Genomic DNA, 22547 nt, shown 5'->3' with positions numbered 1-22547 from the left:
CCCCTGCCGTCACAGGCCGAGGTACGCGCTGCGCACCCGGTCGTCCTCGGCGAGTTCCGGCCCGGGGCCGGAGAGCACGCAGCTGCCGCTCTCGAGCACGTAGGCGCGGTCGGCCATGCGCAGCGCCTGCGCGGCGTTCTGCTCGACCAGCAGGACGGCGACGCCGCGGTCGCGGATCGTCCGCACCGCGTCCAGCACGGTCCAGGTGAGCTTCGGCGAGAGCCCGGTGGAGGGCTCGTCCAGCATCAGCAGCTTGGGCCGGGCCATGAGCGCCCGGCCGATCGCCAGCATCTGCTGCTGGCCCCCGCTGAGCGTCTCGGCCGCCTGCCGCCGCCGCTCCTCCAGGATGGGGAAGAGCTCGAAGACCTCGGCCAGCGACGCGGCGATGTCCGGGCCCTTCTGGGTCCAGCCGCCCATGCGGAGGTTCTCCTCCACGGTCAGGGGCCCGAACAGCGCGCGCTCCTCGGGGACCTGGACCAGCCCGCGGCGGACCAGCTCGGCCGTGCGGACGCCGTCGGCCTGCCGGCCGTCGAAGCGGATCGAGCCCGAGCTGGAGGGGACGACACCGGAGATGGCCCGCAGCGCCGTCGTCTTGCCCGCGCCGTTGGCCCCGACCAGCGCCACGATCTCGCCGGCCTCCACCCGGAGGTCGAGCTCGTGCAGGATCTGCAGCCCGTGGTAGCCGGCGCAGAGACCGTCAAGAACCAGCACCGGCCGGCTCCTCTCCGAGGTAGGCCTCGATCACCCGGGGGTCCTGGGTGACCTCCGCGGGGGAGCCGGCGGTGAGCACCCGCCCCTGCTCGAGGACGAGCACCGAGTCCGACAGCCGCATGACGGCGGCCATGATGTGCTCGACGAAGACGAGGGTGACGCCGTCGTCGGTGCGCAGCGTCTCCAGGAGGTCCATCACCGGCAGGCGCTCGGCCGGGAGCAGCCCGGCGAGCACCTCGTCCAGCAGCAGCACCCGGGGCCGCGAGGCGAGCGCGCGGGCCAGCTCCAGCCGCTTGAGCCCGGCGGTGGGCAGCCCGTCGCTGCGCGCGTCGCGCCACCGCGACAGGCCCACCCGGTCGACGACGTCGGCCGCGGCGCCGTGGGCCGCGCGCCGCGACGTCCCGTGGGCCATCGCCGCGATCGCGACGTTCTCCAGCACGCTCATGCTGCCGAAGGGCTTCATCAGCTGGAACGTGCGCGCCATGCCCGCCCGGGACACCTTGTGCGGCGCCGAGCCGGTGATGTCGGTGCCCGACAGCCGGACGGTGCCGGTGTCGGGGGCGATCGCCCCGGCGATGCAGTTGAACAGCGTGGTCTTCCCCGCGCCGTTGGGCCCGATGATGCCGAGGATGGTGCCCTCCTCGACGGTGAAGGAGACGTCGTCGACGGCCTTCAGGCCGCGGAAGGTCTTGCTGACGTTGTCGACCTGCAGCAGGCTCATCGCCGCTCCCACCTCTCGCGGATCGCCCCGTACACCCCTTGCGGCAGCACCAGGACGATGAGGATCAGCAGCACCGCGTAGACCATGACGTCCAGCCCGGCGCGCCCCTGCAGGAACTCCAGCGCCGCGGGCGGGTCGCGCAGCAGCGTCGCGGTCAGGTCGTTGAGCGGGCCGAGGATCGCCGCGCCGATGACCGGTCCCCAGATCGTCGCGACGCCGCCGATGACCGCCGGCAGGATCGCCTGGATCGAGACGCTGGACCCGAACGCGACGTCGGGGTCGACGAAGAAGTAGTACTGCACGTAGAAGGTGCCGGCGACGGAGGTGATCGCCGCCGAGAGCATGATCGTGATGAGCTTGGTGCGCATCACCGGGATGCCGAGGGCGGCCGCGGCGTCCTCGTCGTCCCGCACCGCCAGGGTGAACCGGCCGATCCGGGACCGCAGGAAGACGATCGTGGTCACCAGGGCCGCGACCGTGAGCGCCAGGGCGATCCAGAAGTAGTTCGCCGAGCCCGGCTCGAACTGGATGAACGCCCACGACGACTCGGGTCGCAGCGGGACGTTGTAGCCGACCGCGCGGTTGACCAGCTCGCTGTTGATCGCGAGCAGCCGCAGCATCTCCGCGAAGGCGAACGTGGAGAGCGCGAAGTAGGCCCCCTTGAGCTTGTACCGCAGCGCCAGGAAGCCGATGAGCGCGGCGAACAGCGCGGCCGCCACCATCCCGGCCAGCATGCCGATCCACGGGGAGACCCCCCGCTCGACCAGCAGCCACACGCTCACGTAGGCGCCGATGCCGAAGTACGCGGCGTGGCCGAAGCTGAACATGCCGCCGAAGCCGCTCATGATGTTCCAGCCGAGCGCCAGGATGGCGAAGATCAGCACCCGCACGGCCACGGCCTGCTGCGCCGGCGGCAGGACGAGCGGGAGGAACGCCAGCACGAGGGCGAGGACGGCGACCGCCACGAGGTGCTTGCCCCAGGGGGGCGCGGGCAGCGCCCGGGGCTCCGCGGAGCTCTGCACTGCGGTGCTCATGCCTTCCTCCCGAACAGGCCCTGGGGACGCAGGAACAGCACCAGGACGAAGACGATGAAGACCGACAGCAGCGGGCTCTGGCCCGGCAGGTACAGCGCGCCGAGCTGCTCGGTCAGGCCGATCAGCAGGCCGCCGACGAGCGCCCCCACGACGTTGCCCATGCCACCGAGCACCACGACCACGAACGCCACGATGTTGAACAGCTCGCCGGTGGTCGGCTCGATCGTCACCAGCGGGGCGACCAGGACGCCGGCCGCTCCTGCGCACGCGGTGCCGATGGCGAAGGTGGCCATGTAGATGCGCCGGGTGTCGATGCCGACCATCTGGGCGCCGGCGTCGTTCGCCGCCACGGCGCGGATCGCCGTCCCGAGCCGGGTGCGCTGGAGGAGCAGGTAGAGCAGCCCCGCGAGGACCAGCGCGACGGCGAAGGCCAGCAGCCGGCCGACGGTGACGACGGCGCCGAAGACGTCGACCCCGGTGTCACCGGGCAGCCGCACCGACTGCGGGTTGGGCCCGAAGAACAGCAGCAGCCCGTTGTCGATCAGCAGGGCGATGCCGAGGGTGATGAGCAGCTGGTTCTCCAGCGGCTTGCCGATGGCGCCGGAGAGGATGAAGCGCTGGACCGCGGCGCCCAGCAGGAACATCAGCGGGACGCTCACCAGCAGCGCCACGTAGGGGTGCACCCCGAACCGGCCCACCATCTCCACGGTGATGTAGAGGGCCACCGCCAGGAACGCGCCGTGCGCGAAGTTGACGATGTCCAGCACGCCGAAGATGAGGGTCAGGCCCATGGCGACCAGGCCGTAGACCCCGCCGATCATCAGCCCGGTGAGCACCGCCTGGGTGACCACCACCTCGTTCCCGGTGCGCCAGTAGGCCAGCCCGAGGGCGACGGCGGCGACGGCGAGCACGACCGCCACCCGGACCAGCACGGCCCGCTTCCGCCCCCCGGACGGCGTGGTGACCGTCGTGGTCTCGACGGGATCCTCGGTGGCCACGGCCCCCCCGCCGGGGGCGGGGGAGCCGTGCGCCCTCGTCGCGTCGGTCACGAGCTCGGCGACGCCGGGTAGACGGGCTCGGTCTCGGCGTAGTCGGACGGGTAGACCTGCTGGACCGTGCCGTCGAGGACCTGCATGAGGATCGGCGCGGCGTTCTCGTTCTCGCCGGTCTCGTCGAAGGCGATCGGCCCGTCCTGGGCGATCAACGAGTCCAGCTCGGTCTCGGCGATGGCGTCGCGCAGCTCCGTCGGATCGGTGGAGCACGCCCGGCCCAGCGCGTCGGCGACGACCCGGACCGCGTCGTAGGACAGCACCGCCGCGGTGCGGATGTCGTCCCCGTGGGTCTGGCGGTACAGCTCGGCCAGCTCCTGCGTCTCGGGGTTGGTCATGTCGAGCCGGTAGTTCGCGTCGAAGAAGCCCTCGCCCGCCTCGCCCACCTCGCCGGGGAACTGCGGGGTGTCGAATGCGCCGTTGGCCACGCCCCAGACCGCATCGAGACCGGGCTGCACGGTGTTCACCGCGTTGGCCACGAGCACGCCGTCGCGGTAGTACCCGGCGACCATCATCGCGTCGGCCCCCGCCTCGCGGACGGCGGTGATCTGGGTGGTGAAGTCCGAGACGTTCGCCGGGTCGTAGCTGATGACCGGGCCGATCGTCATGCCCTGGGCCTCCGCCTCGGCGGTGAAGCCCTCGGCGATCGCGGTGCCGAAGGGGCCCTGCTCGTGCAGGATCGCGACCTGCTGGACCGGGGCACCCGCCTGCTCGGAGACCTCCGCGAGGTACTCGGCGCCCCGCTGGGCGAGGACGGCGGCGCTGGGCTGCAGGCGGAACGTGTACTGGTAGCCCTGCTGGAGGATCTCGTCGGCGCTGGAGACGTCGATGACGAAGGGCACCTGGTTGCGCTCGGCGACCGCCGCCACGTTCTGGCTGACCGCGCTGTTGTAGGTGCCGACCAGCGCGACCGCGCCCTCCTGGATCAGCCGCTGGGCCTCGCTCTGGCCGACCTCGGGAGCACCCTGGGTGTCGGCGCTGGCCAGCTCCAGCTGGGCGCCGTCCAGGCACTCGATCCCGCCGGCCTCGTTGACCGCGTCCACGGCGAGCTGCGCGCCGTTGTCCATCTGCTGGCCGTCGGCGGCGAAGGCGCCGCTGAGCGGGTGCAGGGAGCCGATGGTGATGGTGTCGCCGCCGGAGGCGCCACCGCCCCCGCCGGTGCCCTCGGTGCCGGGCGGCGCGGAGCCGCCGCAGGCGGCGAGCGTCAACGGCATCGCGACTGCGACCGCTGCGATCCAGGGCTTGCGCATCTCGTCTCCCGACCTCGAAGGCGTTCCTCTGCACGGAACGCCTTGGTAGCTCGCCACTCTGACAGCAGCCGTTCGAGGTGCGCAAGATCTCGACACGATTCCGTTGTTGCCGTTATGTTGCGGCCCAACGGCGCTTGATTGCGGCACATCGCCGGACCGATCTACCGTTCCGCCAAGGGGAACAATGGCGTCTCGGACGTCAGCCACGGATACGACAGCGCGGAGAGGGCGGGGACATGGCCGACAACGGGGGCACCGAGGGCGCCGGGCGGGTAGCCGACGTCCTGCTGGCCTTCCTGGACGGGCCCCGGTCGCTGGGCGTCTCCGCCATCGCCCGTGAGCTGGACCTGTCGAAGGCCGTCGTCCACCGGATCCTGCAGACCCTCGTGCAGCGCGGGTACCTCACCGCCGACGCGGGCACCCGGGAGTACCGGCTGGGCCCGGCCGCCGCGGCGCTCGGCGCCCGCGCCCTCCGCGGCCTGGACCTGCGCAGCGTGGCCCTGCCCGTCCTGCGGTCGCTGCAGGAGGTGACCGGGGAGACGACCACCGTGTCCGCGCGCGTGCCCGGTGGCCGCGTCTACCTGGACCAGGTGGAGAGCCGGCAGGAGATCAAGATGACCGTCGAGATCGGCCGCCGGTTCCCCCTGCACGCCGGCAGCTCGAGCACCTGCATCCTCGCCTTCCTGCCCGACGACGAGATCGACGCGGTGCTCGACGGCTCCCTCGACCTGCTCACCGCCCGCACCATCACCGACGCCCGCGACCTGCGCCGCCGCATCGACGAGATCCGGCACAAGGGCTATGCCTGCTCCGACGGCGAGCGGCAGGAGGGCGCGGGCTCGGTCGCCGCGCCGATCTTCGGCCTCGACGGCTCGGTGGTCGGGGCCATCTCCGTGTGCGGCCCCGCCGCACGCGTGGACTCCGCCGCCCGGGACCGGTTCGTCCCGTTCCTCATCTCCGCCGCCGACCGCATCTCCCGCGACATGGGGTGGCGTGGCGGCCTCCCCGCCACGAAAGGACGGGTCTCCGCATGACCTCCGCACTCGCCGGGCTCCGGGTCCTCGACGTCTCGACCCTCTTCGCCGGTCCGCTGGCAGCGACCATGCTCGGCGACTTCGGCGCCGAGGTGATCAAGATCGAGCACCCCAAGGGCGACCCGGTCCGCTACCACGGCGCCAGCAAGGACGGCGTCGGCCTCTGGGGCAAGGTCGTCGGCCGCAACAAGCGGGGTATCACCCTCTACCTCGGCTCCCCGGAGGGGCAGGAGGTCTTCAAGAAGCTCGTCGCCACGGCCGACGTCGTCATCGAGAACTTCCGCCCCGGCACGCTGGAGCGCTGGGGCCTGGGCTACGACGAGCTCTCCCGCATCAACCCCGGGCTTGTCCTGGTCCGGGTGACCGGCTTCGGCCAGTTCGGCCCGTACTCGGGCCGTCCGGGCTTCGGCACGCTGGCCGAGGCGATGAGCGGGTTCGCCGCCATCACCGGCGAGCCCGACGGCCCGCCGACGCTGCCCCCGTTCGGGCTCGCCGACGGCATCTCGGCCCTCGCCGGCGCCTTCGCCACCATGACGGCGCTGCGCGCCCGCGACACCACCGGCCGCGGCCAGGTCGTCGACCTGGCCATCATCGAGCCGATCCTCACGCTGCTCGGCCCCCAGCCGACGGTCTACGACGCGGTGGGCCAGGTGCAGCCGCGCACGGGCAACCGCTCGGCGAACAACGCGCCGCGCAACACCTACCGCACCCGCGACGGCCGCTGGGTGGCGATCTCGACCAGCGCGCAGAGCATCGCCGAGCGGGTGATGCACCTGGTGGGCCGCCCCGAGTTCATCGACGAGCCCTGGTTCGCCTCGGGCGCGGAGCGGGCCCAGCACGCCGACGAGCTCGACGAGGCCGTCGGCTCGTGGATCGCCGCCCGGGACCGGGACGAGGTGGTGCGCGCGTTCGAGGAGGCGCAGGCCGCGGTGGCGCCGATCTACGACGTCCGCGACGTGCTCGCCGATCCGCAGTTCCAGGCGCTGGGCAGCCTCGTCCGGGTGCCCGACCCGGAGCTGGGGTCGGTGCTCATGCAGAACGTCATCTTCCGGCTCTCCGAGACCCCCGGCGCCGTGGTCAGCGCCGGCCCCAGCATCGGCCAGCACACCGAGGAGGTGCTCGGCGAGCTGGGCATCGACGCGGACGAGGTCGCGGCGCTCCGCAGCAAGGGAGCGCTGTGAGCGGAGCCCCGCGGTCCTGGCTCTACGTGCCGGGCCACCGCGCCGACCGGGTCGCCAAGGCGCTGACCGCCGGCGCGGACGCCGTCGTCGTCGATCTCGAGGACGCCGTCCCCGCCGCGCAGAAGGACCGGGCGCGGGAGCTCACCGCCGCCCTGCTCGGCGAGGACCGGACCGGCGGACCGCAGCTCTGGGTGCGGATCAACCCGCCCGGCACCGAGGCCGGGGAGCGGGACGTCGCCGCGCTGGCCGGCCGGCGGGCCGACGGGGTCCGCGTCCCCCGGGCCGACGACCCCGACGCCGTGCGGGCCGTCGGCGACGCGCTCGGCCTCCCCATGCAGCTGCTGCTCGAGAGCGCGCGTGGGCTCTGGCAGGCCCACGAGCTGGCCCGGGCGCACGAGCTCGTGGCCGGCATCGGCCTGGGGGAAGCCGACCTCGCCGCCGACCTGCTCGTCGACCGCGACGAGGGGCTGCGCTGGGCGCGCGGCGCCGTCGTCGTCGCCGCGCGGGCCGCCGGCCTGCCCTCCCCGGTGCAGAGCGTGTGGACCGACGTCGCCGACCTCGTCGGGCTGCGGGACAGCAGCCTCACCGGCCGCGCCACCGGGTTCTTCGGCCGCTCGGTCGTCCACCCCGGGCAGCTCGGCCCGGTGCACGAGGTCTACACCCCCTCGCCGGAGGAGCTGGCGGCCGCCGAGCGCATCGTCGCCACCGCCGCGGAGGCGGCCGAGCGCGGTGAGTCCGCCGTCCTCGACGCCGACGGCCGGTTCGTCGACCCCGCCGTCGTGGCCCGCGCCCGGACCGTCCTCGACCGCGCCGTCCCCGCCGACCAGCCCGTCCCCGCCCCCTCGTCAGGAGAGACCAGATGACCACCCCGGCCACCACCGCCCCGGCCACGGACGCGCTGCTCGGCGCGGTCCGCGGCGGCGTCCGCCTCGTCGAGCTGGGCCAGCCCTTCTTCACCGGCATGCCGTGCTCGCCCAACCACCCCGGCTTCCGGATGACGCTCATCCGCCGGCACGGCGACATGGTGCGCCCCGACGGCGGCTCGGCCTCCAACGAGATCATCGTGACCGGGGGGCACGTGGGCACCCACGTCGACGCGCTCGCCCACGTCAGCCACGACGGGCTGCTGCACGGCGGCGTCGACGCCGCGCAGGCGCAGACCGGCGGCCGCTTCACCGAGCACGGCGCCGAGCACACCCCTGCGATGCTCACCCGCGGCGTGCTGCTCGACGTCGCCGCGGTCCACGGCGTCGACGTGCTCCCCCCGGGCTACGGGGTCACCGCCGACGACCTGGAGCAGGCCACCGAACGCGCCGGTGCCCGCCCCGGCAAGGGCGACGTCGCGCTGATCCGCACCGGCTGGGCCCGCAACTTCGGCGACCCTGCCGTCTACCTCGGGCAGTCCGACGGCGTCCCGGGGGCCACGCCGGAGGCCGGGGAGTGGCTCGCCGAGGCCGGCGTCCGGGCGACCGGCGCGGACACCACCGCGTACGAGCAGATCAAGCCCGGTGCCGGGCACAGCGTCCTCCCGGTGCACCGCATCCTGCTGGTGGAGTCCGGCATCTACATCATCGAGCACCTCGACCTCGAGGCCGCCGCGGAGCAGGGCCTCACCGAGTTCGTCTTCGTCATGGCGCCGCTGCGCATCGTCGGTGGCACGGGCTCGCCGGTGCGCCCGGTGGCGGCGGTGCAGGCGTGACCGGGCCGACGATCGTCCAGCGGCTGGCCGGGCTGGCGGCCGACACCCGGGAGGACGGGCTCCCCGAAGGCATGCGCGACGACGTCGCCCGGCGGGTGCTCGACCTCCTGGGCAACAGCCTGGCCGCCACCGGCGAGGTGTCGGCGTCGGCGGTCACCGCCGTCGTCCGCGGCTGGGGCGGCCCCGAGGACGCGACCGCCATCGGCACCGGGCTGCGCGTCCCGGCCGCGGCCGCCGCGCTGGTCAACGGCACGCTGGCCCACTCGCTGGACTTCGACGACACGCATCTGCCCTCGGTGCTGCACCCGTCGGCGTCGGTGGTGGCCGCCGCCCTCGCGGTCGCGGAGGCCACCGGTGCCAGCGGGCCGGCTCTGCTCGACGCCGCCGGCGTCGGCATCGAGGTGGCCGTGCGGCTGGGCATGGGTGGCTACGACGCCGAGCTCGGCAACTCCGAGTTCTTCGAGCGCGGGCAGCACGCCACCTCCATCTGCGGGGCCATCGGGTCGGCCGTCGCCGCCGCCACGGTCGGGGGGCTGGACGCCGACGGGATCGCGCACGCCGCCGGGATCGCCGCCTCCATGGGCTCGGGCCTGATCGAGGCCAACCGCACGGGGGGCACCGTCAAGCGGGTGCACTGCGGGTGGGCCGCGCACGCCGGCGTGGTCGCGGCCGACCTGGCCCGCCACGGGCTGACCGGGCCGCCCACCGTCATCGAGGGCCGGTTCGGCTTCCTCCACGCCTTCTGCGGGGAGCGGGCCGACGTCGACGCCGTCGTCGACCGGCTGGGCGAGCACTGGGAGCTGCCGGGCATCTTCTTCAAGCCCTACCCGTGCAACCACTTCACCCACGCCGGCGTGGACGCGGCGCTGGAGCTGCGTGCCCGGGGGGTCCGCCCGGAGGAGGTCGCGTCGATCGAGCTGGGCGCGCCGACCGCCGTCCTGCGCACGATCGGCGAGCCCGCGGAGGAGAAGGCGCGCCCGCGGTCGGGCTACCACGCGGCCTTCAGCGGTCCCTACACCGTCGCGGCGGCGCTGACCGGCGGTGGCGGGCTCGGCCTGTTCCACGAGGACTTCACCGACGAGGCCGCGGCCGACCCCGACCGGCTGCGGCTGGCCGCGCTGGTGCGGTGCGTGCCCGACGCCCGGTGCGACGAGATCTTCCCCCACCAGTTCCCGGCGGTGCTGCGCGTGGAGACCCGCGACGGCACCCGGCACGAGGTGCGCGTCGACGCCAACCGCGGCGGTCCGGCCAACCCGCTGACCTCCGAGGAGCTCGCGGAGAAGTTCCGGCTCAACGCCCGCCGGGTGCTCGACGACGCCACCGCCCGGCAGGTCGCCGACGCCGCGCTCGGGCTGCCGCACGCGGCCGACGTGCGGACCCTCATGTCCGGGGTCCGGGGATGACCCCCGCCGGGCCGGGGCCCTCCGCGAGCCGCGTCGAGCGCCTCGTGGAGTGGGCGCTCGGCCCGGACGTGCTGCGACCGGAGGACACCGGGCACCTGGTCACCGTCGTGACCGACACGCTCGCGGCCGTCCTCGGCGCCTCGGTCGAACCGGAGGTCCGGCGGGCGGCCCTGGCCGCCCCGCGCCTGGGCGGTCACGGCCCCGCCACCGTGCTGGCCACCGGGGCCGGCACCAGCCCGGCGGCGGCCGCGCTGGTCAACGGGCTGGGCGCCGTCCGCCTGGAGCTCGACGAGGGGCACGCGCACGCGGCGAACCACCCGGGCGCGCACACGCTGCCCGCGGTCCTCGCCGCGGCGGAGGACGTCGACGCCTCGGGCCCGGAACTGCTGGCCGCGGCGGCCGCCGCCTACGAGGTCGCCGTCCGCTTCGCCCGCGCACTGCGGCTGCGCCGGGCCGTCCACCCGTTCGGGACCGCGATGGCCTGCGGCGCGGCCGCCGGCGTGGCGCGGCTGCGCGGCTGCGACCGGGGGACCGCCGTCCAGGCCGTGCTCATCGCCACCGCGCTGACGCCCGCGTCCACCCAGCACGCGGCCACCAGCGGCGCGACGGTGCGCAACGCGCTGACGGGGGTGTGCGCGTCGAACGGGGTGCTCGCCGTCGAGCTGGCCGCCACCGGGACCACCGGTGACCCACGCGCGCCCGGGATCGTGTTCGGCGAGATCCTCGGCTCCGCCTTCGACGACCGGTGCCTCGTCGACGAGCTGGGCGAGCTCCGCTACCTGACCACCGGCTACCTCAAGCTGCACGCCTGCAGCCGGTGGAACCACGCGCCGATCGAGGCCACCGAGCGGCTGGTGGCCGAGCACGGGATCCGCGCCGACGAGGTGGCCGACGTCCAGGTGGCGACCTACGACCCGGCGACCCGCCTGGACGGGCGGGACGCCCCCACGGGGTTCGCGGGCAAGCACTCGATCCCCTACTCCGTCGCCGCCCGCCTGGTCCGCCGGGACAACGGGACCGAGGCCTACACCGACGAGGCCGCGGCCGACCCGGCGCTACGCGCCCTGATGGCCCGCGTCACCGTCGTCGAGGACCCGGCCATGACCGCCGCGGCGCCCGCGGTCCGCGGCGCGCGCGTCACGCTGCGGCTGCGGGACGGCCGGACCCTGACCGCCACCGAGGACGACCCGCCCGGGAGCCGCACGCGCCCCTACCCGCCCGCCGCGATCGCCGCCAAGCACCGGGCGCTGCTGACGCGCGCGCTGCGCGACGACGCCGCCCACGCCGTCCTGGCCTGGTGCACCGGGCTGCCGGACGCCGCCTCCGTGCGCGGCCTCGCCGCCGCCGTGGGGGGTCGGCGGTGACCGGGCGGACGGCGGTGGGCGCGCTGGCGTCCGCCGTGGCGGCGACGTCGTGGGCGCGCTCCCCCGCGGCAGTCCGCGACCGCGTGGCCGACCTCGTCGCCGACTGCGTCGCCGTCACCGCGCTGGGCTCCCGCCGGGCGGAGCTGGCGGCCCTCGTCGACGCCGCCGCAGCGGGTGCGCCGGAGGGGCCCGCGACGGTGGTCGGCTCGCCGCGCGGGTGGCCGGCGTCGACCGCAGCCTTCCTCAACGGCTGCGCCCTCGCCGCCGACCAGCTGCAGGACGGGCACCGCCAGGCCCGCGGACACCCCGCCTCGCACGTCGTCCCGGCCGTCCTGGCGCTGGCCGAGGAGCGGGGCTCCCCCGGGACCGAGGTCCTCTCCGCGGTGCTCGCCGGCTACGAGGCCGGGGTGCGGGTGGGCCGGGCGATGGGTGGCACGCCCGACGGCGTGCACGACATCGGGACCTGGGGGCAGGTCGCCGTCGCCGCCGCCGTCGCCCGGCTGCTCGCCCCGGGGGACGCCGCGGCCGCCCGCCGGGCACTGGAGCTGGCGGCCGCCGCGGTGCTGCTCACCGACGCGCGCACCGTCTTCGCCGGCACCACCGGCTCGCACGCCTTCCTGGGCGCCTCCGTCCAGCTCGGGATGTCGCTCGGCGGCGCCGCGGTGGCCGGGCTCGCCCCCGCCGAGGGCGCCCTGGACCGCCACCTCGGGGCGGTCGCGGCCCGCGCCTGGGACGCCCGGGCGCTGGGCGCGGGCGTCGGCGACGCGTGGCCGGAGCACGAGGTGCTCGGCGGCTACGTGAAGGCGCACCCCACCTGCGCCCACCTCCACGGGGTCAACGACGCCGTGGCCGACCTGGTCGCCCGGGGCGTCCGCGGCGACCGGGTGCGCGCGGTCGAGGTGCGGGCGTCCGCCGGGACGGCCGCCTTCGCCGACGTCGCCGGCGGGGAGCTCGCCGCCCGGTTCAGCGTGCCGACGTCCGTGGCCGTCGCGCTGCTGACCGGCCGGCTCGACGAGACGACGCTGGACACCGCCACCGTGACCGCCCCGCAGGTGCAGGACCTCGCCGGTCGCGTCCGCGTCGTGCACGACCCGGCGCTGGACGCCGGCTACCCCGCGGGCCGGCCCGCACGGGTCCGCGTCGAGCTGGCCGACGGCACCGAGGAGCACGCGGAGGCCGACCGGCCGCGCGGCGACGCCGACCGCGCCTTCACCCGCCCCGAGCTGGCCGCGAAGGCGGACCGGCTGCTGGGCGCCCGCTTCGGCGCGGCGGGCCCGGGCGTGCTCGCCGCCGTCCACGCGCTCGCCGACGGCGGGACGCCGCGCGAGCTGGGCGCGGCCCTGCGGCGCGCCGCGGCGGACGGGGGTGCCCGGTGATCGTCACCCGTCGCGGGGGTGCACTCCAGCTCGTGGAGCAGGTGGAGCACGGCCGCATCACCGGCGAGCTCGCCGACGCCTGGGGCAACGCGGTGTTCGAGGTGCCCACCCCGCTGCACTCGGTCCGCACGGCGGCGACCCGCCACGACGAGGGCTGGCGCGCCTGGGACGCCCGCGTGCTGTTCGACGAGGCCGCGCGCCGTCCGCTGCACTTCACGGACATCGACGCCGGGGAGCACGTGCGGCTGTACCGCCAGGGCGTGGAGCGGGTCTCGCTGGCCGACCTCTACTCCGGCGTGCTGGTCGGCATGCACTGGACCGGGCTCTACCGCGGGCGCTGGGCCGCGCCGGGTGCGGCCGCTCGCGTCGGCCGCTCGCCGGAGGACCGGCGGCTGCAGGACGAGGTCGTCGCGGCCGAGGAGCAGCGCTGGATCGACGCCAAACGGCGTGCCTGGACCGAGGACGAGCCGCGCAGCGTCTTCGAGACCCAGCTGTGGCACAACTACGAGCTGCTCCAGTTCTGGGACCTGCTCTCGCTCTTCCTCGCGGTGACCCCGCCGGACGAGCCGGGCACCAGCGGCGTCCCGGCGGAGCCCTGGGGCCCCCAGCTGCGCCGGCTGGAGCACGGCACGGGGCCCGTCGTCCTCCCCCCGGTGCCGCTGCGCCCCGGCGGCGAGCGGGTCGCCGTCACCGTCGCGGTGGGGGCGCCGGGGACGGTCGCGCTGGACCCCTTCCCCTTCCGTGCGCCGCAGGAGGTCGCGGTAGAACGCGTGGTGGTGCCCGATCGCGGGTGGGAGCACGCGGAGCTGGCGGAGCGGGTGCGGCGGGCCCGCCGGTCGACCGTGCTCTGGCGGCTGGTGCCCGCGGACGGGGCGCAGCGGTGACCGGGGACGAGCAGCTCGCGGCCGCCCAGCGCGCCGCCCTCGCCTTCGTGCTCGAGGAGGCGGGCTTCGCCCAGCTCACGACGATCGACCGCAACGGCTTCCCGGTCGGCCGTTCCATGACGGCGTTCCTCAACCCCGACTGGTCGGTCGACCTGGTGCAGCGCCGCACCCACGCCCGGCTGGCCCAGCTGCGCCGCGACCCCCGGCTGCTGGTCACCTGGGTCGGCGACCCCGCGCCCGGCGCCACCAACGAGCGCCCGCACGTCTTCGACATCGGGCGGCTGCCACCGCGCGCCGTCTACGTCCGGGGCACCGCGGCCTTCCTGGACGACGCGTCGACGGTCTCGCTGTACCTGCACCACGTCGGCCGGCAGCGCGCGCAGGGCTTCACGAAGGCCCCGCTGCGCACCCCCGAGCAGGCCGTCGCGGACCTCGTGGGCGTGCACGTGACGCCCCACCGGATCCGCCTCGAGGGCTTCGGCGAGGGCGCCCAGGCCTTCGACTGGACCCACCCCGACGTCCCGTCCAGCCCGGCGGACGCCGTCCGCCCGAAACAGGGAGAGACATGAGCATCACGACCATCCTCGGTTACGACATCCAACCCGGCGTCAGCGCCGAGGAGTACGAGGCCTGGCTGTTCGACGTGCACGCGCCCGACCTGCTGGCCAACCCGCACCTGGACCGCATCGTGTTCAACAAGGTGCTCCGCCCCGTGCGGCAGGCCTCGGGCGGGACCGCCGACGTGCCGGAGGGGCTGACCTTCTACCGCATCGCCGAGATGCACTTCGCCGACGAGCAGGCCTACGCCGACTACCTGGCGTGGTTCGAGAAGCACCCCATCCCGGCCGAGCGCGGCCCGGCGGGCCGGACGGACTTCAAGTTCTACCTCGTCACGGAGAGCACGGAGGTCACCCGCTGACCGGCACGGTGCGGCCGGCGCTGGCGCGGCTGGCCGCGATCGCCGCCGCTCCGGTGCCCGCCGACCTGCTCGCCTGGGCCGCCTCGACGGGCGCCGACGACGGGCCGCTCCCGCTGCTCGGCGCCGGCCGCCGCGCGGCGCACTACCCGGCGCTGCTGTGGAACGGCGCCCGGCTGCACCTCGCCGGGGCGCCGGAGGCGGACGGGCTCACCCTCGTCGCACTGGCCTCCGCCGCGGCCGACGCCCCCCTGGAGCTGCTCGAGGAGGCGGTGGCGACAGGGCTCGCTCTCGGCGCCGACCTGGCGGCCACCACCGGCGGCGGGACACTCCTGGCGCGGCCGACGACGGGGGCGGTCGCCGCCGCCGCCTGCGCCGCCGTCGCCGCGGGCACCACGGACCTCGGCCCGGTGCTGGACCTCGCCGCAGGCCTCATGGTCGTGCGGCCGGCGGAGGAGGGGCCGGCCGAGGAGGCCGCGCTCGCCCACGGGCACTGCCTGGCCGCCGGCTGGCTGGCCCCCCGGGCGTTCGACGCGGGGCTGATCGGCATGCCGGACGCACTGCTGCCGACGCTGGAGACGGTGACCGGCTGCCCCGCGGCCCCCGTCCGCGTCGCTCCCCGCGCCCCGACGCCGCTGGCCGCCGCCGGCCGCGGCGAGCGCGCCGCCGACCTCCTGGCGGCGCTGTCGTGACCGCGGTCCTGCTCAACTCCGCCGCGCCGTGGGGTGCCGGTGACGCCGTCGCGACGGCCGAACGCGCCCTGGCCGCCGGGGCCGACGGCGTCGGGCTCGCCGACAGCCCCCGCCTGTTCCCCGACTGCCTGGTCGAGACCGAGCGCGTGCTGGCCGGGAGCGAGGCCCGGCTCGCCGGCCCCTGCGTGGCGAGCCTCGGGCTGCGGCACCCGGCGACGCTCGCCGGCGCGGTGCGCACCCTCGAGCGGCTGCACCCCGGGCGGGTGGTCACCGTCGTCGGGCGCGGGGAGAGCTCGGTGCGCAACGAGGGGCTGGAGGTCCCGCCGCTGCGCGGGTACACCGCCGCCCTCACCGCCCTGCGCGAGGCCGTGGCCGAGGCCGACCTGACCGGCCGGCTGCTGGGCGCCGCCTCCGGGCCGCGCACCATCTCCGCGACGGCCGCGGCGCTGGGCGGGGTGCTCGTCGACGCCGGCGCGGACCCGGCCGTGATCGCCCGCGCGGTGGCCCTCGCCCGCGAGGCGGACCCGGCGGCCACCGTGTGGCTGTTCCTCCGCGCCACGGTCACCGCCACCGAGGCCGAGGCCACCGCGGCCGCCGAGCCGGTCCTCGGGTCGTGCGCGATGCGCCTGGCGTCCGCCCCGGAGTGGTACGGGCTGGACGCCGACGAGGTGGTCGCCGCCCGGGAGGTGGCCGGATCGCACGACTACAGCCGCCACGGGACGGCGGCGGCCCGTGGTGGCGCCGTCACGACCGCGGACCGGTGGGTGCGGGACCGCTTCCTGCTCACCGGCGACCCCGCCGCGATCACCGCCCGGCTGCGCCCCCTCGGGGGCCTGGGGATCACCGGGGTCGTCCTGGCCGGCGCCGTGGCCGGCGTGCAGGACTCCCTGGCCGAGCTGGTGCCCGCGATTCGGGCCGGGCTCGAGGGGGCGGGGTGACCGCGCCCGACCAGCCCTACCGCGCCCTCGGCGAGTTCGCGGCCGGCACCCGGCTGGACGACGTCCCCGCTGACGTCGTCGCCTTCACCCGGCTGCTGCTGGCCGACACCCTCGGCGCGCTGCTCGGTGGGCTGCGCTACCCGCCGGTGCGGGCGCTGGCGCAGGCGCTCGGGGCTCCGGGTGGACGCCCGGACGGCCCGGCCGTCGGGACCCTGATCACCCTCGGCGCCGCCGCCACGTGGCTCGACGCCGACTCCGGCGGCTCGTTCCACCCGCAGGGGCACCGGCTGCCCCCGGTGCCGACGGCGCACCCGGCGCCGCACGCCCTCCCGGTGCTGCTGCACGCCGCCGCGGAGAGGGACGTCGGCGACCGGCGGCTCCTGGAGGTCTTCCTGCTGGCCACCGAGGTGGGGCTGCGCGGCGGGACGGCGACGTCCCTGCGCCCGGGGATGCACCCGCACGGCGTGCACGGGCCCGCGGCGGCGGCGCTGGCCGAGGTGCTGCTGCACGACGGCTCAGCCGAGGAGCTGACCTCGGCGTTCCTCCTCGGTTCGGCCCTCCCGCTGGCCGCCACGCTCGCGGTGCCGGTGCAGGGCGGCACCGTGCGCAACCTCTGGACCGGGATGGGCGCCTGCTACGGCGCGCTGGCCGGCCGGCGGGTCCGGGAGACGCGGGTGCGGGGCAGCGCAGAGACCTACCGGGCGCTGTTCGGCTCGGCCGTCTGCACCGAGCTCTCCGAGGAGGAGCTCGCCGGTGGTCTCGGCCGCCGCTGGCAGATCACGCAGAGCTACCTGAAGCCCTACGCCTGCGCCCGCTGGATCCAGCCGGCGCTCGACGCCGCCCGCGCCGCCACCGATGGCGCGCGGCTGCGCCCCGAGGACGTCGAGGGGGTGGAGGTCGAGACCTTCGCCTTCGCGGCGTCGCTGGACGTGGCCGACGTCCGGTCGGACATGCACGCGCGCTTCTCGCTGCCGTACTGCGTCGCGACGCTGCTCACCGACGGCGGGCTGGACGCGGGGTCGTTCCTCCCGGAGCGGCTGCGGCGCCCGGAGGTGGCGGAGCTGGCGCGCCGGGTCGTCGTCCGCGAGCGCCCGGAGTTCTCGGCGGCGCTGCCCGCCGAGCGTCCGGCGGAGGTGACGGTGCGGTCCCGGGACGGCCGGTCGTGGACGGGGACCGCCCGCAACGCACGGGGCAACCCCGCCACCCCGCTGTCCCCGGCCGAGGTGGCGGCCAAGTTCCGCAACAACGTCGGCGACCTGGTGCCGCCGGCGCTCCGGGACGCCGCCCTGGCGACGCTGCTCGAGCCCGGGGGCCGCGACGGCGACCACCTCGGCGCCGTGGCGCGCGCGGCGCTGGCCGGCCTCGGCCGCCGGTGACCGCACCCGTCGGCCGGGGAACCGGCCGGCGGGTCAGCCCCCGGACTCGGCCTCGCGCGCCTCGCCGATCCGGTTGAGGCGCTCGAGCAGCGCGGCGAGCGTGGCGACGTCCTCCGCGGGCCAGCCGGACATGTCGCTCTCCCAGCGGGCCCGGCGGGCGGACCGGATGCGGGCCAGCCGCGCCGCACCCTCGGCCGAGGGCTCCAGCACCTGCGCCCGGCCGTCGTCGGGGTCGGCGGTGCGGTCGACCAGACCGAGGTCCACCAGGCTGGAGAGCTGCCGGCTGACGGTGCTCTTGTCCAGGCCGAGCCGGGCGACCAGGTCGCTGGCGCGCAGCGGCCCGGCGTCCTGCAGCAGGGCCAGCAGACCGTAGGCCGCACCGTCCAGGTCCGGGTGCAGCTCGCGCGCCAGCCGGGTGGAGATCGCCCGGGACCGCCGCAGCAGCAGCCCGATCTCCCGCTCCAGCGCGACGAAGGCCTCGTGGGCGTCGACGCCCGGGCGGCTCACCGGGAACCCCCGGGACGCCACACCACGAGGGCCGAGGTCTGCCGCCGGTGGGGCACCAGGTCGGCGCGGTAGGCCGCCGGGACCGCGGCCTCGGCGGCCATCCGCCGGTTCTCGGAGTGCTGCAGCTCCTCGAGCAGCTCGTGGACACGGGCCTGCAGCGCCTCGACCTGCGACTCCAGGTCGATGATCCGCTTGATGCCGGCCAGGTTGACGCCGTCCTCCTGCGACAGCCGCTGCACCTCGCGCAGCAGCGCGACGTCGCGGGGGCTGTACCGCCGGCCGCCCCCGGGGGTGCGACCCGGGCTGACCAGCCCCAGCCGGTCGTACTGGCGGAGCGTCTGGGCGTGCATGCCGGCCAGCTCGGCCGCCACCGAGATCACGAACACCGGGGCGTCGTCGGCGACGGACGGGGTCGCGTTACCGAGCGGCCCTGCCGATGGCCTGGTCATGCCTCACCTCCCGCCCGCACCGCGGCGGTGATCTGCGGGCGCGGGTCCTCGTCCATCTCCTCGGCCAGGTTCTCGACGGCCTTGCGCTGCGCCGGGGTCAGCCGCGCGGGGACGGCGATCTCGACGGTGACCAGCAGGTCGCCGGTGCGGCCCTTCGCGGGGACACCACGTCCGCGGACCCGCAGCGTGCGGCCGCTCGCCGTGCCGGCCGGCACCTTGAGCGACACCGTGCCGTCGAGGGTGGGCACGGTCAGCGTGGTGCCCAGCGCCGCCTCGGCGAAGGTGATCGGCACGGTCAGCGTGAGGTCCTCGCCCTTGCGGCCGAACAACTGGTGCTCGGACACGTGGACGACGACGAACAGGTCGCCGGCCGGGCCGCCCCGGCGCCCGGGCGCCCCCTTGCCGGGCAGCCTGATCCGCTGGCCGTCCTTGACCCCCGCGGGGATCCGCACCGTGATGGTGCGGGTCTGGCTGGTGATGCCGCTGCCGGCGCAGGTGGGGCACGGGTCGTCGACCACCTGGCCGCTGCCCCGGCAGTTGCGGCAGGGCTCGGAGAACGCGAACGCGCCCTGGCTCCGGCTGGTCACGCCGGCACCCTGGCACACCGGGCAGGTGTGCGGGCTCGTACCGGGCCTGGCCCCGCTGCCGGCGCAGGTCGGGCAGCTGCCCGGGCTCTGCATCCGCAGCGGCACCGTCACGCCGAGGACGGCCTCCTCGAAGGAGAGGGTCGCCTCGGTCTCGACGTCCTGACCCCGCGCGGGACCCGACGCCGCCTGGCTGCGCGCCCGGGCCCCGCCACCCCCGGCGCCGCCGAAGAGGCCACCGAGGATGTCGCCGAGCCCACCGGCCCCCCGGGTGCCCGCCCCGGCCCCGGCCGCCCCGAAGAGGTCGCCGAGGTCGAACGGCTGGCCGCCGGCGCCGGGGAAGCCCCCGGGGAACCCGGCCCGGGCCCCGGCGCCCCCGGCGCCGAACAGCCGCCGCGCGTCGTCGTACTCGCCGCGCCGCTTCGGGTCGGAGAGCACGTCGTAGGCCTCGGAGACCTCCTTGAACCGCGCCTCGGCCTCGGTGTTGCCCGGGTTCTTGTCCGGGTGCAGCTCGGTGGCGAGCTTGCGGTAGGCCTTCTTGATCGCGGCCGCGTCGGCGTCCTGGGGGACGCCGAGCGCGCCGTAGTAGTCCTTCTCGATGAAGTCACGGGTGCTCATCGGACGCCCCCTCTCGTGCTCGGTCGCGCGCCGCTCAGCCGGCGGCCTGGTCGGTGGAGCCGGCGGGCTCCTCCGCCGGGGCCGAGGACTCCGGCTCGGTGACGGCGACCATCGCACTGCGCAGCACCCGCTCGCCGCGGCGGAAACCCTGCCGCAGCACGGTCGTGGCCGTCGGCACGCTCACCTCGGCCGAGGTGTCGTGCATGACCGCCTCGTGCAGCGACGGGTCGAACTCGTCGCCGGCCTTCCCGAACGCCTCGACCCCGAGCCCGTCGAGCAGGCCCAGGATGCGGTCGGCGACCACCTTGAAGGCGCCGTTCAGGTCGCCGTGGTCGCGCGCCCGCTCGATGTCGTCGACGATCGGGAACAACTGCGCCGCGAACCGCTCGGCCGCCTGGTCGACGACCAGCGAGCGGTCCCGGTCGACCCGGCGCCGGTAGTTCGCGTACTCGGCGGTGACCCGCTGCAGGTCCTCGGTGCGCTCGGCCAGCTGCTGGGCCAGGTCGCCGTCGGCACCGGGCTGCGGTGCGGCGGCGCCCTGCGGCGCGCCGGCCCCCTGCGGGGCCGGGTCCTGCGGCGCCGCGGCCTGCTCCGGGCCCGCGGTGCCCGCGGCCGGCGTGTCGTGCTCGCTCATCTGCTCCCCTGGGAGGTCGGTACCGGGCCGGACGCCGGCCGGCTGCTCGCCGGCCGGCGTCCGCACTGCGCCGGTGGTGGGGTCGATCCGCCGCCTGTCACGGATCACGACCCGCGGCTGCTCGTCCCCCTGGCTCATCGGCGGTCGGTGTCCTCGTCGACGATCTCGGCGTCGACGACGTCGTCGTCGGCCGAGGCCTGGCTGCCCGTCGCGCCGGCACCCGCGCCGGCCTCGGCACCCGGCGCCCCGCCGGCCGCCTCGGCCTGCTGGGCGTAGAGCGCCCCGCCGACCTCCTGCGAGACCCGGGCCACCTTCTCCTGGGCGGACTTGATCGCCGCGATGTCCGAGCCGCCCAGCGCGCTGCGCAGCTCGGTGAGCGCCTCGCCGAGCTCGTCCTTCTTCTCGGCCGGGATCTTGTCGCCGTTCTCGGCCAGGAACTTCTCGGTCTGGTACTGCAGCGACTCGGCGAGGTTGCGGGTCTCGGCCTCCTCGCGGCGGCGCTTGTCCTCCTCGGCGTGCGCCTCGGCGTCCTTCATCATCCGCTCGATGTCCTCCTTCGGGAGGGCCGAGCCGCCGGTGATGGTCATCGACTGCTCCTTGCCCGTGCCGAGGTCCTTGGCGTGGACGTGGACGATGCCGTTCGCGTCGATGTCGAAGGCGACCTCGATCTGCGGGACACCGCGCGGCGCCGGGGGCAGACCGGTCAGCTCGAACATGCCGAGCTTCTTGTTGTACATCGCCATCTCGCGCTCGCCCTGGAAGACCTGGATCTGCACGGAGGGCTGGTTGTCGTCGGCCGTCGTGAAGATCTCCGAGCGCTTCGTCGGGATCGTGGTGTTGCGCTCGATGAGCTTGGTCATGATCCCGCCCTTGGTCTCGATGCCCAGGGACAGCGGGGTGACGTCGAGGAGCAGGACGTCCTTCACCTCACCGCGGAGGACACCGGCCTGGAGCGCGGCACCGATGGCCACGACCTCGTCGGGGTTGACGCCCTTGTTGGGCTCCTTGCCCCCGGTGAGCTCGCGGACGAGGTCGCTCACGGCCGGCATGCGGGTCGAGCCACCGACGAGGACGACGTGGTCGATCTGGCCGACGGAGATGCCGGCGTCGCGGATCGCCTGGTTGAACGGCGCGCGGGCGCGGTCGAGCAGGTCCTGGGTCAGCCGCTGGAACTCGGCGCGGGTGATTGTGATGTCGAGGTGCAGCGGGCCCTCGGCGCCGGCGGTGATGTAGGGCAGGTTGACGTTGGTCGACTGCGCGCCGGACAGCTCGATCTTGGCCTTCTCGGCGGCCTCGCGGAGCCGCTGCATGGCCAGCTTGTCCTTGGACAGGTCGATGCCGTTGGAGGCGTTGAAGGTCTGCACCAGGTGCTTGACCACGCGCTCGTCCCAGTCGTCACCACCGAGGTGGTTGTCACCGGCGGTGGCCTTCACCTCGATGACGCCGTCCCCGATCTCGAGCAGGGAGACGTCGAAGGTGCCGCCACCGAGGTCGAAGACGAGGATCGTCTGCTCGGTCTCACCCTTGTCCAGCCCGTAGGCCAGCGCGGCCGCGGTGGGCTCGTTGACGATGCGCAGGACGTTGAGGCCCGCGATCTCACCGGCCTCCTTGGTGGCCTGCCGCTGCGCGTCCTCGAAGTAGGCGGGGACGGTGATCACGGCGTCGGTGACCGGCTCGCCCAGGTAGGTCTCGGCGTCCCGCTTGAGCTTCTGCAGGATGCGCGCGGAGATCTCCTGCGGCGTGTACTTCTTGCCGTCGATCTCCTCGGTCTTCCAGTCGGTGCCCATGTGCCGCTTGACGGAGCGGATGGTGCGGTCGACGTTGGTGACCGCCTGGTTCTTGGCCGACTGACCGACGAGCACCTCGCCGTTCTTGGCGAAGGCGACGACGGAGGGGGTGGTGCGCGAACCCTCGGAGTTGGCGATGACCGTCGGCTCGCCGCCCTCGAGGACGGTGACGACGGAGTTCGTGGTGCCGAGGTCGATACCGACCGCTCGAGCCATGGAGATGGCCTCTCTTCCGTGTGCTGGGGTGGTACTGGTCCGTGCGGGGAGTCGGTGTCCGCTGTTGCGCGGGGTCCACTCAACTTTCCTGCCCACCTTAACGGCAGGGGGCACGGTCGTGTTC

Annotated in this window: 23 protein-coding genes; 13 read left to right on the top strand and 10 right to left on the bottom strand. The window is 75.4% G+C overall.

The window, feature by feature from the left end; genetic code table 11:
* Positions 1-9: 9 nt before the first annotated feature.
* The 5 genes from ACI79W_RS00335 to ACI79W_RS00315 are packed head-to-tail and all read right to left on the bottom strand — an operon-like array spanning position 10 to position 4765.
* The gene (locus ACI79W_RS00335; RefSeq protein ID WP_456560101.1) at positions 10-711 is read right to left on the bottom strand and encodes an ABC transporter ATP-binding protein; all 702 of its coding nucleotides are present in this window, start codon (positions 709-711) and stop codon (positions 10-12) included.
* Entirely contained in the window at positions 698-1432 is a 735-nt protein-coding gene (locus tag ACI79W_RS00330; protein ID WP_456560100.1) for an ABC transporter ATP-binding protein, read from the bottom strand. The genes ACI79W_RS00335 and ACI79W_RS00330 overlap by 14 nt, the downstream gene beginning before the upstream one ends.
* The gene (locus ACI79W_RS00325) at positions 1429-2466 is read right to left on the bottom strand and encodes a branched-chain amino acid ABC transporter permease (RefSeq protein WP_456560099.1); all 1038 of its coding nucleotides are present in this window, start codon (positions 2464-2466) and stop codon (positions 1429-1431) included. Before ACI79W_RS00325 ends, ACI79W_RS00330 begins: the two co-directional genes overlap by 4 nt.
* Positions 2463-3464 (bottom strand): branched-chain amino acid ABC transporter permease, encoded by a 1002-nt coding sequence (locus ACI79W_RS00320; RefSeq protein WP_456560098.1) that lies wholly within the window; start codon positions 3462-3464, stop codon positions 2463-2465. The genes ACI79W_RS00325 and ACI79W_RS00320 overlap by 4 nt, the downstream gene beginning before the upstream one ends.
* Before the next feature lie 47 nt (positions 3465-3511).
* Positions 3512-4765: an ABC transporter substrate-binding protein gene (locus tag ACI79W_RS00315; RefSeq protein ID WP_456560097.1), complete on the bottom strand. Its 1254-nt coding sequence runs from the start codon at positions 4763-4765 to the stop codon at positions 3512-3514.
* 236 nt (positions 4766-5001) lie between these two features.
* On the opposite strand from ACI79W_RS00315, the gene ACI79W_RS00310 reads away from it, so the two are divergent.
* The 13 genes from ACI79W_RS00310 to ACI79W_RS00250 are packed head-to-tail and all read left to right on the top strand — an operon-like array spanning position 5002 to position 17628.
* The gene (locus ACI79W_RS00310) at positions 5002-5799 is read left to right on the top strand and encodes an IclR family transcriptional regulator (RefSeq protein ID WP_456560096.1); all 798 of its coding nucleotides are present in this window, start codon (positions 5002-5004) and stop codon (positions 5797-5799) included.
* A complete protein-coding gene (locus ACI79W_RS00305; RefSeq protein WP_456560095.1) occupies positions 5796-6980 on the top strand; it encodes a CaiB/BaiF CoA transferase family protein in 1185 nt (394 codons plus the stop codon). Before ACI79W_RS00310 ends, ACI79W_RS00305 begins: the two co-directional genes overlap by 4 nt.
* A complete protein-coding gene (locus tag ACI79W_RS00300) occupies positions 6977-7843 on the top strand; it encodes an HpcH/HpaI aldolase/citrate lyase family protein (RefSeq protein WP_456560094.1) in 867 nt (288 codons plus the stop codon). Before ACI79W_RS00305 ends, ACI79W_RS00300 begins: the two co-directional genes overlap by 4 nt.
* Positions 7840-8679, top strand: a complete 840-nt coding sequence (locus ACI79W_RS00295) for a cyclase family protein (RefSeq protein WP_456560093.1) — start codon at positions 7840-7842, stop codon at positions 8677-8679. Before ACI79W_RS00300 ends, ACI79W_RS00295 begins: the two co-directional genes overlap by 4 nt.
* On the top strand, positions 8676-10082 hold the full coding sequence (locus ACI79W_RS00290) for an MmgE/PrpD family protein (RefSeq protein WP_456560092.1): 1407 nt from the start codon (positions 8676-8678) through the stop codon (positions 10080-10082). The genes ACI79W_RS00295 and ACI79W_RS00290 overlap by 4 nt, the downstream gene beginning before the upstream one ends.
* Positions 10079-11446: an MmgE/PrpD family protein gene (locus ACI79W_RS00285; RefSeq protein WP_456560091.1), complete on the top strand. Its 1368-nt coding sequence runs from the start codon at positions 10079-10081 to the stop codon at positions 11444-11446. The genes ACI79W_RS00290 and ACI79W_RS00285 overlap by 4 nt, the downstream gene beginning before the upstream one ends.
* Complete coding sequence (locus tag ACI79W_RS00280; protein WP_456560090.1) at positions 11443-12822, top strand: MmgE/PrpD family protein; 1380 nt, start codon at positions 11443-11445, stop codon at positions 12820-12822. Before ACI79W_RS00285 ends, ACI79W_RS00280 begins: the two co-directional genes overlap by 4 nt.
* Entirely contained in the window at positions 12819-13706 is an 888-nt protein-coding gene (locus tag ACI79W_RS00275; RefSeq protein ID WP_456560089.1) for a DUF3891 family protein, read from the top strand. The genes ACI79W_RS00280 and ACI79W_RS00275 overlap by 4 nt, the downstream gene beginning before the upstream one ends.
* Complete coding sequence (locus ACI79W_RS00270) at positions 13703-14275, top strand: hypothetical protein (protein WP_456560088.1); 573 nt, start codon at positions 13703-13705, stop codon at positions 14273-14275. The genes ACI79W_RS00275 and ACI79W_RS00270 overlap by 4 nt, the downstream gene beginning before the upstream one ends.
* Complete coding sequence (locus tag ACI79W_RS00265; RefSeq protein WP_456560087.1) at positions 14272-14625, top strand: hypothetical protein; 354 nt, start codon at positions 14272-14274, stop codon at positions 14623-14625. Before ACI79W_RS00270 ends, ACI79W_RS00265 begins: the two co-directional genes overlap by 4 nt.
* A gap of 8 nt (positions 14626-14633) precedes the next feature.
* The gene (locus ACI79W_RS00260; RefSeq protein ID WP_456560086.1) at positions 14634-15314 is read left to right on the top strand and encodes a hypothetical protein; all 681 of its coding nucleotides are present in this window, start codon (positions 14634-14636) and stop codon (positions 15312-15314) included.
* Complete coding sequence (locus ACI79W_RS00255) at positions 15311-16252, top strand: LLM class flavin-dependent oxidoreductase (RefSeq protein WP_456560085.1); 942 nt, start codon at positions 15311-15313, stop codon at positions 16250-16252. The genes ACI79W_RS00260 and ACI79W_RS00255 overlap by 4 nt, the downstream gene beginning before the upstream one ends.
* Positions 16249-17628, top strand: a complete 1380-nt coding sequence (locus ACI79W_RS00250; protein ID WP_456560084.1) for an MmgE/PrpD family protein — start codon at positions 16249-16251, stop codon at positions 17626-17628. Before ACI79W_RS00255 ends, ACI79W_RS00250 begins: the two co-directional genes overlap by 4 nt.
* Positions 17629-17661: 33 nt before the next feature.
* On the opposite strand, the gene ACI79W_RS00245 is transcribed toward ACI79W_RS00250, so the two are convergent.
* The 5 genes from ACI79W_RS00245 to dnaK are packed head-to-tail and all read right to left on the bottom strand — an operon-like array spanning position 17662 to position 22423.
* Positions 17662-18135 (bottom strand): MarR family winged helix-turn-helix transcriptional regulator, encoded by a 474-nt coding sequence (locus ACI79W_RS00245; protein WP_456560083.1) that lies wholly within the window; start codon positions 18133-18135, stop codon positions 17662-17664.
* Complete coding sequence (locus tag ACI79W_RS00240; protein WP_456560082.1) at positions 18132-18584, bottom strand: heat shock protein transcriptional repressor HspR; 453 nt, start codon at positions 18582-18584, stop codon at positions 18132-18134. Before ACI79W_RS00240 ends, ACI79W_RS00245 begins: the two co-directional genes overlap by 4 nt.
* Positions 18581-19786: a molecular chaperone DnaJ gene (gene dnaJ, locus ACI79W_RS00235; RefSeq protein WP_456560081.1), complete on the bottom strand. Its 1206-nt coding sequence runs from the start codon at positions 19784-19786 to the stop codon at positions 18581-18583. The genes ACI79W_RS00240 and dnaJ overlap by 4 nt, the downstream gene beginning before the upstream one ends.
* A gap of 34 nt (positions 19787-19820) precedes the next feature.
* The gene (gene grpE / locus ACI79W_RS00230) at positions 19821-20558 is read right to left on the bottom strand and encodes a nucleotide exchange factor GrpE (protein WP_456560080.1); all 738 of its coding nucleotides are present in this window, start codon (positions 20556-20558) and stop codon (positions 19821-19823) included.
* On the bottom strand, positions 20555-22423 hold the full coding sequence (gene dnaK, locus ACI79W_RS00225; RefSeq protein WP_456560079.1) for a molecular chaperone DnaK: 1869 nt from the start codon (positions 22421-22423) through the stop codon (positions 20555-20557). The genes grpE and dnaK overlap by 4 nt, the downstream gene beginning before the upstream one ends.
* Positions 22424-22547: the final 124 nt, after the last annotated feature.

This window comes from Blastococcus sp. SYSU DS0533, assembly GCF_054050775.1.
Note: the sequence above shows the minus strand (reverse complement) of the source record. Positions and strands in the feature narration are given on the sequence as shown.

What these genes read in the sequence shown, in the direction of transcription:
- ACI79W_RS00265 (WP_456560087.1), top strand. Translation starts at nt 14,272, where the DNA reads ATGAGCATCACGACCATCCTCGGTTACGACATCCAACCCGGCGTCAGC.
- ACI79W_RS00295 (WP_456560093.1), top strand. Translation starts at nt 7,840, where the DNA reads ATGACCACCCCGGCCACCACCGCCCCGGCCACGGACGCGCTGCTCGGC.
- dnaJ (WP_456560081.1), bottom strand. Translation starts at nt 19,786, where the DNA reads ATGAGCACCCGTGACTTCATCGAGAAGGACTACTACGGCGCGCTCGGC.
- ACI79W_RS00330 (WP_456560100.1), bottom strand. Translation starts at nt 1,432, where the DNA reads ATGAGCCTGCTGCAGGTCGACAACGTCAGCAAGACCTTCCGCGGCCTG.
- grpE (WP_456560080.1), bottom strand. Translation starts at nt 20,558, where the DNA reads ATGAGCCAGGGGGACGAGCAGCCGCGGGTCGTGATCCGTGACAGGCGG.
- ACI79W_RS00315 (WP_456560097.1), bottom strand. Translation starts at nt 4,765, where the DNA reads ATGCGCAAGCCCTGGATCGCAGCGGTCGCAGTCGCGATGCCGTTGACG.
- ACI79W_RS00240 (WP_456560082.1), bottom strand. Translation starts at nt 18,584, where the DNA reads ATGACCAGGCCATCGGCAGGGCCGCTCGGTAACGCGACCCCGTCCGTC.
- ACI79W_RS00310 (WP_456560096.1), top strand. Translation starts at nt 5,002, where the DNA reads ATGGCCGACAACGGGGGCACCGAGGGCGCCGGGCGGGTAGCCGACGTC.
- ACI79W_RS00325 (WP_456560099.1), bottom strand. Translation starts at nt 2,466, where the DNA reads ATGAGCACCGCAGTGCAGAGCTCCGCGGAGCCCCGGGCGCTGCCCGCG.
- ACI79W_RS00305 (WP_456560095.1), top strand. Translation starts at nt 5,796, where the DNA reads ATGACCTCCGCACTCGCCGGGCTCCGGGTCCTCGACGTCTCGACCCTC.
- ACI79W_RS00285 (WP_456560091.1), top strand. Translation starts at nt 10,079, where the DNA reads ATGACCCCCGCCGGGCCGGGGCCCTCCGCGAGCCGCGTCGAGCGCCTC.
- dnaK (WP_456560079.1), bottom strand. Translation starts at nt 22,423, where the DNA reads ATGGCTCGAGCGGTCGGTATCGACCTCGGCACCACGAACTCCGTCGTC.